Origin of the sequence: Microvirga rosea (genome assembly GCF_020595095.1) — a bacterium.
In the GTDB taxonomy this organism is placed as follows: domain Bacteria; phylum Pseudomonadota; class Alphaproteobacteria; order Rhizobiales; family Beijerinckiaceae; genus Microvirga; species Microvirga rosea.
On sequence record NZ_JAJDOP010000005.1, the window covers coordinates 153,639 to 164,896 of the forward strand.

General features: G+C 60.4%; 11 protein-coding genes. 7 read left to right on the plus strand and 4 right to left on the minus strand.

The window, feature by feature from the left end:
• Window position 1: 1 nt before the first annotated feature.
• From lpdA to LJD17_RS14660, 4 genes are read right to left on the minus strand one after another with little or no spacing between them, the layout of a single operon-like run.
• A complete protein-coding gene (gene lpdA, locus LJD17_RS14645; protein WP_227384926.1) occupies window positions 2–1,399 on the minus strand; it encodes a dihydrolipoyl dehydrogenase in 1,398 nt (465 codons plus the stop codon).
• Between the two features lie 4 nt (window positions 1,400–1,403).
• Window positions 1,404–2,732, minus strand: a complete 1,329-nt coding sequence (locus LJD17_RS14650; protein ID WP_227384927.1) for a dihydrolipoamide acetyltransferase family protein — start codon at window positions 2,730–2,732, stop codon at window positions 1,404–1,406.
• 2 nt (window positions 2,733–2,734) lie between these two features.
• Entirely contained in the window at window positions 2,735–3,748 is a 1,014-nt protein-coding gene (locus LJD17_RS14655; protein ID WP_227384928.1) for an alpha-ketoacid dehydrogenase subunit beta, read from the minus strand.
• Between the two features lie 2 nt (window positions 3,749–3,750).
• Entirely contained in the window at window positions 3,751–4,983 is a 1,233-nt protein-coding gene (locus LJD17_RS14660) for a 3-methyl-2-oxobutanoate dehydrogenase (2-methylpropanoyl-transferring) subunit alpha (RefSeq protein ID WP_227384929.1), read from the minus strand.
• A gap of 255 nt (window positions 4,984–5,238) precedes the next feature.
• Here LJD17_RS14660 and LJD17_RS14665 point away from each other — a divergent pair, with 255 nt between their 5' ends.
• The 7 genes from LJD17_RS14665 to LJD17_RS14695 are packed head-to-tail and all read left to right on the plus strand — an operon-like array spanning window position 5,239 to window position 11,242.
• On the plus strand, window positions 5,239–6,213 hold the full coding sequence (locus tag LJD17_RS14665) for an ABC transporter substrate-binding protein (RefSeq protein ID WP_227384930.1): 975 nt from the start codon (window positions 5,239–5,241) through the stop codon (window positions 6,211–6,213).
• A gap of 12 nt (window positions 6,214–6,225) precedes the next feature.
• On the plus strand, window positions 6,226–6,975 hold the full coding sequence (locus LJD17_RS14670; RefSeq protein ID WP_227384931.1) for an ABC transporter permease: 750 nt from the start codon (window positions 6,226–6,228) through the stop codon (window positions 6,973–6,975).
• A gap of 2 nt (window positions 6,976–6,977) precedes the next feature.
• Window positions 6,978–7,601 (plus strand): ABC transporter ATP-binding protein, encoded by a 624-nt coding sequence (locus LJD17_RS14675; RefSeq protein WP_227385206.1) that lies wholly within the window; start codon window positions 6,978–6,980, stop codon window positions 7,599–7,601.
• Window positions 7,598–8,770, plus strand: a complete 1,173-nt coding sequence (locus LJD17_RS14680) for an ABC transporter substrate-binding protein (RefSeq protein WP_227384932.1) — start codon at window positions 7,598–7,600, stop codon at window positions 8,768–8,770. Before LJD17_RS14675 ends, LJD17_RS14680 begins: the two co-directional genes overlap by 4 nt.
• A 38-nt stretch (window positions 8,771–8,808) precedes the next feature.
• Window positions 8,809–9,723 carry a PQQ-dependent catabolism-associated beta-propeller protein gene (locus LJD17_RS14685; protein WP_227384933.1) on the plus strand — a complete coding sequence of 305 codons (915 nt, stop codon included), beginning with the start codon at window positions 8,809–8,811 and terminating at the stop codon, window positions 9,721–9,723.
• Complete coding sequence (locus LJD17_RS14690) at window positions 9,720–10,442, plus strand: ABC transporter ATP-binding protein (RefSeq protein WP_227384934.1); 723 nt, start codon at window positions 9,720–9,722, stop codon at window positions 10,440–10,442. The genes LJD17_RS14685 and LJD17_RS14690 overlap by 4 nt, the downstream gene beginning before the upstream one ends.
• Window positions 10,439–11,242, plus strand: a complete 804-nt coding sequence (locus LJD17_RS14695) for an ABC transporter permease (RefSeq protein WP_227384935.1) — start codon at window positions 10,439–10,441, stop codon at window positions 11,240–11,242. The genes LJD17_RS14690 and LJD17_RS14695 overlap by 4 nt, the downstream gene beginning before the upstream one ends.
• The last annotated feature ends 16 nt before the right edge of the window (window positions 11,243–11,258 follow it).

Below are 11,258 nucleotides of genomic sequence, written 5' to 3' on the forward strand. Positions count from 1 at the left end.
TTCAGATATGAAGGCCGTGACCGAGCGCCTTGAGAGCTGCCTCCTGAAAACCCTCGCCCTGGGTCGGATGGGCATGGATCGTGCCGGCAATGTCCTCCAGCCGCGCTCCCATCTCGATCGCCAGAGAGAAGGCAGCCGCCATCTCCGAGATGCCTTGCCCGACGGCCTGCACGCCAAGAACCAGATGGTTGTCCGCACGAGCTACGACGCGCACGAAGCCCTGCTCGCCTAGCTTCGTCATGGCGCGTCCATTGGCCGAGAAGGGGAAAATCCCGACCTTGGTCTCGACACCCTTTTCCCGTGCCTCGTCCGGTCCGATCCCGACAGCCACGATCTCGGGATCCGTAAAGCAGACGGCCGGAATTGTCCGTTTATCCCAGGATCGCGGATGACCGGCGACGATTTCGGCAACCATCTCACCCTGCGCCATCGCCCGATGAGCCAGCATGGGTTCACCGGTCACATCACCGATAGCATAGATTCCCCGCATTGAGGTTCGGCACTTGTCGTCGATCCGGATGAAGCGTCCATCCATGTCGAGGACAAGTTGGTCGAGACCCCAACCATCCGTGACCGGCCTTCTGCCGACGGTCACGAGGATCTTATCGGCGGGAAGACGTGCTTCCTTGCTCTCGGAGGTTTTTATCACCAGGGCAGAATTCACCTGATCGAGCCCGGCCGCCGCGGCCCCCGTCAGGACCTCCACACCAAGCTGGCGCAGCCTTTTTGCTACCGGTTGCGTCAGTTCCGTGTCGTATTGGGGAAGAATCCGCGCCTGCGCTTCCACGACGGTGACCTTCGCGCCCAACTTTGCGAAAGCCGTTCCGAGTTCAAGACCAATATAGCCGCCACCGACGACCACGAGCCGATCAGGCACCTCCGACAACGAGAGCGCTTCCGCGGAAGAAATCACGGGGCCGCCGAACGGCAAGGTGGGAAGCATGACCGGGGCCGACCCCGTCGCGATAACCACATTCTCGGCCCGGATCACCTGCAGGCCGGTTTCCGTCTCGACCTCAACGGTTTTGCCGTCGCGGAATTTTGCCCATCCCTGAACGACCTTCACGTGGGCCTTCTTCAGAAGTCCGGAAACGCCGCCATTCAACCGGCCTACGATTCCATCCTTCCATGCGACCGTTTTGGCGAAGTCGAGGACAGGTTTAGCGGTCGCGATGCCAAGGGGGCTCTGATGCTCGGCCCAATGAGCGATCTTCTCATACTCTTCGGCCGCATGTATCAAAGCCTTGGACGGAATGCATCCGATATTCAGGCAGGTTCCACCGGGCTTCCCAGCCTCGACGATCACCGTGTCGATACCCAGCTGTCCGGCCCGGATCGCGCAAACATAGCCACCCGGCCCGGCACCGATGACGAGCAACTTGCAGGAAATGTCCTTCATCGGGTCAGCCTTCTACGAAGATCAGCGCGGGGGTTTCCAGGAGCGTCTTGATACGCTGGACGAAAACGGCTGCGTCCCAACCGTCCACCACGCGATGATCGAAACTTGAGGACAGGTTCATCATCTTCCGGGGGACAAAGGATGATCCATCCCAGACGGGTCTCACCATGATCTTGTTGACGCCCACAATGGCAACCTCGGGATAGTTGATCACCGGCGTCGTCGCGACACCCCCCATGGCCCCCAGGGACGTAATGGTGATGGTCGAGCCCGAGAGTTCGTCCCGGGTGGCCGTGCCTGCCTTCGCGGCTTCTGCCAGACGGTTGACCTCGGCGCCGCAACTCCAGAGATCACGCGCCTCGGCGTGCTTGACCACAGGCACCACGAGCCCTGCGCTCGTCTGTGCCGCGATCCCGATATGCACGCCCCCATGCTGGTGAACGACACCTGCCTCGTCGTCGAAGAGAGCATTCAGGTTCGGCTGCTCAGCAACAGCCTTGACCATCGCCCGCATCAGGAACGGGAGGATGGTCAGTTTGGGCTGTTCCGCACGCTTCTGCTGATTGAGAACGCTTCGCAGATCTTCCAGCGCGGTGACGTCGACTTCCTCGACATAGGTGATGTGGGGAATGCGCGATTTCGACAGCGCCATTTTCTCGGCGATTTTACGCCGAAGGCCGACGACCTTGATGTCGTGAACGGATGTGTTGGGGGCAAGGCCCCGCCCCGCCGGCGCTCGTCGGCCATGGGTCATGAAGTCGTCGAGATCGTCATGGGTTATTCGGCCCGCCGGCCCGGAGCCCGGCACTTGCCGCAAATCCACGCCCGCTTCCTTTGCGCGCAGCCGAACCGCTGGCGACGCCAAGGGGCTTTCCCCTTCGCTTCGAAGAGAAGGGGAAAGGGTGCGCTCTCTCGTCGGATGAGGCGCCACGGGAGCGGTGGGCGCCGGAACCTCGCGTTGGAGGACGGGAGAAGTTGAGGCCTCTGGCGATCGAGGAGCAGATTGAGGGATCGGCGTTGCGGAGGGAACACCGCCATTCGCGTCTGCTGACTTGGCTTCCCGGGACGAGACGGGTTGAGCATTACCCTCCCCCTCCACCTCCAGGCGGATGATCGGAGAGCCGATCGCCACCACATCGCCGATGTCGGCCCCAAGCCATAGAATCCTCCCTTCCACAGGGGACGGAATCTCGACGGTCGCCTTGTCGGTCATCACTGCGGCAAGAAGTGTATCCTCGCGCACGAGATCGCCGACCTTGACGTGCCACTCCACGAGTTCGGCTTCAGCGATGCCCTCGCCGACATCAGGCATCTTGATGATATGCTCACCCATCTTCAGCCCTCCATCACGTCGACAAGAGCACGCCCGACCCGGGACGGCCCGGGGAAGTAGTCCCATTCCTGCGCGTGCGGATAAGGTGTGTCCCATCCGGTCACCCGCGCAATCGGCGCCTCGAGATGGAAGAAGCATGCTTCTTGAACGAGCGCTGCGAGTTCAGCGCCGAACCCGGACGTCAGAGTGGCTTCGTGCACAACCACGCACCGGCCGGTCTTGCGGACGGACGCCACGATCGTTTCCATATCGAGGGGCAGAAGGGTTCTCAGGTCGATGATCTCCGCGTCGATGCTCATCTCGGCTGCCGCGGCCTGAGCCACGTAGACCATGGTCCCATAAGTCAGGACGGTCACGGCAGCCCCTTCCCGGACAACCGTTGCCTTGCCCAATGGGACTGTAAAGTAGCCATTCGGCACTTCGCTCAGATCATGCTTCGACCATGGCGTAACCGGACGATCGTGGTGGCCGTCGAAGGGACCGTTATAAAGGCGCTTCGGCTCCAGGAAAATCACCGGATCGGGATCCTCGAGCGCTGCAATCAGGAGACCCTTTGCGTCATAAGGATTCGAGGGAACCACGGTCTTAAGTCCCGAAACATGCGTGAACAGGGCTTCAGGGCTTTGACTGTGTGTCTGCCCTCCAAAGATGCCGCCGCCAGTCGGCATGCGCACGACCATCGGACAAGTGAACTGGCCGTTCGAACGGTATCTCAGGCGAGCCGCTTCGGAGACGATCTGGTCATAGGCAGGATACATGTAGTCGGCGAACTGGATTTCGACGCAGGGCTTGAGCCCGTAGGCGGCCATCCCGATCGCCGTTCCGACAATTCCGGCCTCGCTGATCGGCGTATCGAAACACCGCGTCTTTCCGTATTTCTGCTGGAGTCCTTGCGTGGTGCGGAAGACGCCGCCGAAATATCCGACATCCTCACCGAACACGACAACACTGTCGTCACGTCCCATCATCACGTCTATCGCGTCGCGGATCGCTTCGACCATCGTCATTTTCGCCATGGTCAAACTCCCGCCTGCTGCCGCTGCTTGCGCAGATGCGGCGGCATCTCGGCATAGACACCCTCGAACATCTCTCGCGCGGAAGGCTTACCGCCCGCATGCAGGGTTCCATAACTCTCCGCTTCCTTCTGAGCGGCGATGACCGACTCGAGAATCTCAGCCTCGGCCTGCTTGTGCCGCTCCTCCGACCAGACGCCTCGTCCGATCAAGTGGTTCTTCAACCGGATGACCGGGTCGCCGAGAGGCCAAGCATCCGACTCCGTCTTCGGACGATAGGCGGAAGGATCGTCCGAGGTGGAATGGGCTCCAACCCGGTAGGTGACATACTCGATCAATGTCGGACCAAGGTTGCGGCGGGCGCGTTCCGCGGCCCATTTTGCAACCGCGTAAACCGCGAGATAATCGTTTCCGTCCACCCGAAGAGACGGGAGGCCGAAACCCAGGCCGCGAGCCGCGAACGTTCCCGATCCGCCGCGGGCAATCCCCTGGAACGTCGATATGGCCCACTGATTGTTCACGATATTGAGGATGACCGGCGCCTTATAGGTCGACGCAAAGACGAGGGCCGCATGAAAATCCGACTCCGCCGTCGAGCCGTCCCCGATCCATGCGGCGGCGATCTTCGTGTCGTTCTTGATCGCCGACGCCATGGCCCATCCGACGGCCTGGACAAACTGCGTCGCGAGATTGCCAGAGATGGTGAAAAAGCCATGATCCTTGGCGGAATACATGATCGGAAGCTGCCGCCCCTTGAGGGGGTCGCGCGCGTTCGAGTAGACTTGGCACATCATGTCGACCATCGAATAGCCGCCCGCGATGAGAAGGCCGGCCTGACGGTAGGTCGGAAAGTTCATGTCGCCTGGCGAGAGCGCCATCCTAAAGGCGCAACTAATCGCCTCTTCGCCGAGATGCTGCATATAGAACGAGGTTTTTCCCTGGCGCTGCGCCATCAGCATGCGGGCATCGAAGGCGCGCAGGGTCATCATATGCCGCATCCCCGCGAGCAACTCTTCGTCGCTGAGAAGGCCGGCCCATGGCCCGACCGCCTCCCCGTTGCGATTGAGCACGCGAATGATCGAATAGGCTAGATCACGGATGCTCTCCGGGTCGGCATCGACTTCCGGCCGCGGAACAGCTCCTGCTTTGGGGATCTTCACATTGGAAAAGTCTGGGGTTCCCCCTGGCCGGACGGCAGGCTCGGGAACGTGCAGCGACAGCGGCTCGTAAGACGTCATATTGTTTAGGCCCTCCCGTCAGGAAAACTAGTGGCCAGAGCCGGTTCGACCATAGGACTCGGTGCAGGCACCTGAGAATATGAACCTCTGGCAGTCATGAGAGCGGAAATTCCTCGGCCGGCATGTTCTTGAATATTGGGCGAGATTTTCACGTCGGACCGGCCCATTCTGCAAGCTCATTGAAGGCCGGGCAACAAGGAACATGTTTGCAGCTTGGCCGTTGTTACGAAACTCCGTTCCAGAACGCGAGAGCCTATGGTGATCCGGCTCATTCCTGTCATCGTCTACCTGGTTCTTTGCTGGCCCGCCCATGCGGCGGAAGCGAAGGCGATCCGTCTTGGCCTGCTCAAATTCGGGACGGTTTCCTGGGAAATGGACACGATCAAGGCCCACCGACTGGACGAACGGAACGGTTTTCACCTCAAAGCCATGGAATTCGCAACCAACGAGGCCGCCAAAGTCGCTCTCCTGGCGGGAGCCGTCGACCTCATCGTGACCGACTGGCCGTGGGTGACCCGCCAACGTGCGGAAGGTGCGCGCTTCAGTTTTGCTCCCTACTCCAAAGCCACCGGAGCGCTCGTCGTTCCCGCAGGTTCTTCTGTTACGCGTCTGGCGGATCTGAAAGGCAAGCGTGTTGGGGTTGCAGGGGGCCCCCTCGACAAGAGTTGGCTTCTTCTGAGGGCCTACAACCGTCGCGAGACGGGAAGCGATCTCGCCACGCTGGTCCAACTCGTCTTCGGTGCTCCCCCTCTGCTGAGTGAGGAACTCGCCCAAGGGCGGATCGACGCCGTTCTCACCTACTGGCATTACGCAGCAAGGTTGCAGGCAGTTGGCGCAACGGTGCTCCTGCCGGTCGCCGATGTGGTCAAAGGCCTGAGTGGCGGTTCGGATATTCCCATGCTCGGCTATGCGTTCCTCGAGACATGGGCATCCCAGCACCCGGAAGAACTGGAGAGTTTCCTGCAGGCTTCGAGAGAGGCAAAGGTGCTTCTGGCCGAGTCCGACGCGGAATGGCTGCGCCTAAGGCCTCTCCTCGGCACGTCAGACCCCAAGGTTCAGGCATCCCTCAGGGAGGGTTACCGTGCCGGTATCATCAATCGCTGGACCGAAGAGGAACGTCACTCTGCTGCGCGCCTGTATCAGGTTCTCGTGGACGTCGGCGGCGAACAGCTTGTCGGCCGGGCCACAAAGCTCGAGCCCGGAACATTCTGGCCGCCGAGCGAGCGATAAAGGCGAGCGGTGGTGACAACGAGTCTTCGTCAATGGCAGAACCTGACCTCGATCGCCCTGCTCCTTGTTCTATGGCAAGTGGGAGCGTATTTTGCAGGCAGCCGCCTCCTGCCTGGTCCCGTGATCGTTTCGTCGGCGCTCCTGCAGGAGATCACGAACGGTACGCTCATGTGGGATCTTGGAATATCCCTGGCCCGGGTCGGAGTGTCCTTCGTCGTTGCGATGTTTCTCGGCACGACCCTTGGGCTTGTCCTCGGCCGCCATAAGCAAGCGGACGGCTGGTTTCACCCCTGGCTCGTCGTCTTTCTCAATATTCCGGCGCTGGTCGTCATTATCCTCACCTATATCTGGCTGGGTCTGACCGAGTCTGCGCTTCTTCTGGCTGTGGCGGCGAACAAGATCCCCAGCGTTGCCGTGACTCTCAGGGAGGGTGCCCGCACTTTGGACCGTGATCTGGCGGAGGTCGCCGAGGTCTATCGGTTCGGCCTCTTCAAGAGATTGCGCGAGATCATCCTCCCACAGCTTGCTCCCTATCTTCTCGCCGCGGCGCGGAACGGCTTGTCCCTGGTCTGGAAAATCGTCCTTGTCGCCGAGCTGCTGGGAAGGTCGGATGGCGTTGGATTTCAACTGCAAACATATTTCCAGCTTTTCGATGTCCCACGTGTCATCGCGTACGCGCTTGCTTTCGTCCTTTGCGTATTGGCAATCGAGGCGATGCTGTTCATGCCGATGGAACGTGCTGTCGAACGGTGGCGGCGGTGACGATGCGCATCACGATCAGGCGAAAGGAATTCACCGGGAGGTGCATTCTGCGGGACGTCGACATCCGACTCGAACCAGGGGAAATGTGCGCAATCATAGGTCCGACGGGAATCGGCAAGTCGAGCCTTCTTCAGATTGCCGCCGGTTTGGACAAGGACTTCGACGGAACTGTCAGCGGCGCCAGGGAACCACTCGGCTATCTCTTTCAGGGGCATCGCCTGCTTCCATGGAAGACCGCCCTGCAGAACATTCAGCTTGTCCTGCCGCATGCTCCCGATATCGCCAAGGAATGGCTCTCGAAAGTAGGTCTCGAAGAAGCAGCCGACACTTATCCGGCCCACCTCTCCATCGGCATGGCGCGCCGGGTCGCACTTGCACGAGCGCTTAGCGTCAACCCGCGCCTCCTCCTTCTCGACGAGCCCTTCTCATCACTCGACCAGGAAACGGCCCGATCCATGCAAGCCTTGGTTCGCGAAGAAGTCTCGCGGCTTCAGGCGACCCTGCTGGTCGTCACCCATTCCTGGAGCGACATTGCGGCGCTCGTCGACAGAACCGTGACCCTCGGCGGTTCGCCTGCCACGATCGTCAGCGACACGCCCGTCCTGAGAAAGAAGGCAGCCGAATGAGAATTCTCATCCTTCTTCCGGCCCTTCTTTGCATGTCGCCCGCCGTGGCCCAGCAGAATGTCCTGTCGATTGCCGTCATCAAACAAGATCGGGAAGAGGCCCAGCCTGTATCTCCCTTAGACGACGTTATCACGGATGAAGGCCTTGCCGGCGCGCGGCTTGGCCTCTCCGACACGGCGACGACAGGGCGCTTTACGGGTCAACGTTTCCAACTTGTCGAGCGTCGTTACAAGGCGGGCACGGATCCCACGGAGATCGTGCGCTCGGCAACGCAAGACGGGATCCGGTTCATTGTTTCCCTCGCGGACGCTCCGGAAACCACAGCGATCGCGAAAGCGGCGGAGCCGACCGACACGCTGGTCCTCAACGCACAGGCGCCGGACGACAGCCTCCGCAACGAGGCTTGCCGACGAAACCTCCTCCACACCATTGCGAGCCGCGCGATGATTGCCGACGCGCTTGCTCAATACCTCGTCCTGAAGCACTGGAAACAATGGTTTCTCGTTGTCGGGAAAGGCTCGGGCGACAAGCTTCTGGCGGAGGCGCTCCGGCGCTCGGCTCGCAAGTTCGGGGCCGAGATCGGCACGGAGAAAGAGTGGACGTTCGCGCAGGGAAATGCGCGCGCCGATACGGGACATGTCGCTCTGCAGACGGAGATCCCATCCTTCACGCAGGTGAAAGACTATGACGTCCTCATCGTCGCGGACGAAACCGATGAGTTCGGCGACTATCTCGACGGCCGGACAGCCCGCCCCCGCCCGGTTGCTGGGACGCAGGGATTGAAGGCGACCGGTTGGTCGCCCGTCAGCGAGCAATGGGGTGCGACGCAGCTCCAGACCCGGTTCGCCAAGCAGACGAAGCGCCGCATGACCACTATCGACTATGCGGCCTGGTCCGCAGTTCGGGCGGTGGGCGAAGCTGCAATCAGATCGGGATCGCAAGACCCAGAAAGAATATCCACCTACATGCGTGGACCGGACTTTCTGTTGTCGGGTTTTAAAGGTCAGGGACAGAGTTTTCGTCCCTGGGACGGGCAAATGCGTCAACCCATTCTGATCGCGGGGCCGCGATTGCTCGTCTCGGTATCGCCACAGCCGGGGTTCCTTCATCAGCGTTCCGAACTCGACACTCTCGGTCAAGACAAGGGGGAAAGCCGATGCACATACTAAGAGCGTCCTGTGTGTTGTGCTGGTTGATGCTCCCTGCCATGGCCCAAGCCGAAACGGTTTACGTGACCAATGAGCAGGACAACACGGTTTCCGTCATCGATGGAAAGACCCTGTCGCTCGCGGCAACCATTCCGGTCGGACGTCGGCCGAGGGGCCTGGTTCTCAGCCGTGACCTAAAGAAGCTCTACGTCGCTGTCGGAGACGACAACCGCATTGATATCGTGGACTTGGAAACCCGGAAGGTCGCGGGGGAAATTTCCTCGGGAAGCGATCCCGAATTTTTCGCTCTCCATCCCGATGGGCAACGGCTTTTCATCGCCAACGAGGACGATAACCAAGTGTCGGTTGTCGATCTCCCGCAAAACAAGATCATCCAGGAGATAGACGTCGGAGTCGAACCGGAGGGCGTCGGGATCAGCCCAGATGGGAGAACGGCTGTCGCGACGTCCGAAACGACGAGCATGATCCACCTCATTGACACGCAGAGCCTTGAGCTGATCGACAACATCCTTGTCGACACTCGACCCCGTGTGGTGCAATTCTCGTCCGACAACAAACAGATATGGGTGTCATCGGAGCTGCGCGGCACCGTATCGGTCTTCGACGCTGCCAGTCGAGAGCTTCTGGCCAAACTCCATTTCGAAATTCCGGGAGTTCCTCGCGAACTTGTTCAGGCCGTCGGGATTCAACTGTCGAGGGATGGATCGAAAGCCTACGTGGCTTTGGGTCCGGCCAACCGTGTCGCCGAAATCGATGCCAAATCGTTCCAGGTTCTGCGCATATATCTCGTGGGCCAGCGGGTCTGGCATATCGCGCTGTCACCGGACGAGAAACGACTTTACACGGCCAATGGAAATTCGAGCGATGTTTCCCTCATTGACCTGGAGCAGCAGCAAACCGTGAAAAGCATCGGAGTCGGTCGATCCCCCTGGGGCGTTGTGGTGGCGCCGTGAAGGCTCTTGCGGTCACACGACTGAGCCATGTTTTCGGACGGCGACAGGCGCTGCAGGAAGTCAGTCTGTGCGTTGAGGCGGGATCGTTCACGGTTCTCCTCGGTCCCAACGGAGCCGGAAAGACGACCTTGATTTCTCTGATCACCGGACTTTACGCTCCGCAGTTCGGGGAGATCCGGATCTTTCGCCATGACGCGCGCCGCGAGCCCCTGGCGGCGCTGGCAGAACTCGGTGTCGTCTTTCAGGCGCAGACGTTGGACCTCGATCTCAGCGTGATGGAAAACCTTCGCTATCACGCCGCCCTGAGAGGTCTCTCGCGCAAGGACGCCGACACGCGCATCAGGATCGAGCTCGATCATCTCCAACTGACGGACCGCTCATCGGACAAGGTCCGCACCTTGTCCGGAGGAATGCGCAGAAGGGTCGAAATCGCCCGGGCTCTCATTCATGAGCCACGTCTTCTGATCGTGGATGAGGCCACGGCCGGTCTGGATGTCGCGGCACGACGCCTTCTGCTGGCTTATGTCCGGGAGCTATGCCGGAGCCGTCAGCTTGGCGTTTTATGGGCCACTCACCTTCTTGATGAGATCGAACCGGACGATCCCTTGGTCCTTTTGCATGCCGGCAAGATCCGCTGGCAAGGACAAGCTGCCGCAATGACGCGCGAAGAGGAAGATCTGTCGAAGGCGTTTCTGAGACTGACGGAGCACTCTTCGTGAGACTCTTGCACGCGTTCCGCGCGCTCGGCGGCATCACGCGGCGCGAGTGCTTTAAAATCCTCAATCAGCGGGGACGTCTGGCGTCGGCCATCGTGCGGCCCCTTGTTTGGCTCGGCCTCTTTGCGGCCGGGTTCCGCTCCATCCTTGGATTGTCGATCATCCCCCCCTATGAAACCTATATTCTCTACGAGGTCTATATTGTGCCCGGCCTCGCCGCCATGATGCTCCTCTTCCATGGCCTTCAGAGCTCGCTCTCCATGGTCTACGACCGGGAAATGGGCTCGATGCGCGTTCTCCTGACGGCGCCTCTTCCACGGTGGTGGCTTCTGACCGCCCGCCTCATCGCCAACACCCTCGCGGTCATTCCGCTTGTTTACCTTTTCCTTTTGCTTGCCCGGTTCTGGAACATTCGGCCTCCTACGCTCGGTTACGCTTCGGCGCTTCCGGCTTTGGTTCTGGCAGGTCTGATGCTGGGGGCGTTCGGCTTGTTCATATCGTCCCTCATCCGTCAGCTTGAGAACTTTGCCGGTGTGATGAACTTCGTCATCTTCCCGATGTTTTTCGCATCGACGGCGCTTTATCCCTTGTGGCGCCTGGACGACGTGAATCCTCTGCTGGGATGGCTTGCGCGCCTGAATCCGTTCACTCATGCCGTAGAGTTAATCCGCTTCTCGCTCTACCTCCAATTTGCCCCCGTCTCGGCCCTGGTATGCGCCGCGCTGCTGCTTTTCTTTCTGGGGCTGGCGGCTTGGAGCTATGATCCCGGTCGAGGCTTTTGGGCTCAAAGGACAGTCGCATAAAATGTGACCTTGGAAC

Coding starts and splice junctions, on each gene's coding strand:
- LJD17_RS14680 (WP_227384932.1), top strand. CDS start 7,598: ATGAGAATTCTCATCCTTCTTCCGGCCCTTCTTTGCATGTCGCCCGCC.
- LJD17_RS14665 (WP_227384930.1), top strand. CDS start 5,239: ATGGTGATCCGGCTCATTCCTGTCATCGTCTACCTGGTTCTTTGCTGG.
- LJD17_RS14655 (WP_227384928.1), bottom strand. CDS start 3,748: ATGGCGAAAATGACGATGGTCGAAGCGATCCGCGACGCGATAGACGTG.
- LJD17_RS14675 (WP_227385206.1), top strand. CDS start 6,978: ATGCGCATCACGATCAGGCGAAAGGAATTCACCGGGAGGTGCATTCTG.
- LJD17_RS14660 (WP_227384929.1), bottom strand. CDS start 4,983: ATGACGTCTTACGAGCCGCTGTCGCTGCACGTTCCCGAGCCTGCCGTC.
- lpdA (WP_227384926.1), bottom strand. CDS start 1,399: ATGAAGGACATTTCCTGCAAGTTGCTCGTCATCGGTGCCGGGCCGGGT.
- LJD17_RS14650 (WP_227384927.1), bottom strand. CDS start 2,732: ATGGGTGAGCATATCATCAAGATGCCTGATGTCGGCGAGGGCATCGCT.
- LJD17_RS14685 (WP_227384933.1), top strand. CDS start 8,809: ATGGCCCAAGCCGAAACGGTTTACGTGACCAATGAGCAGGACAACACG.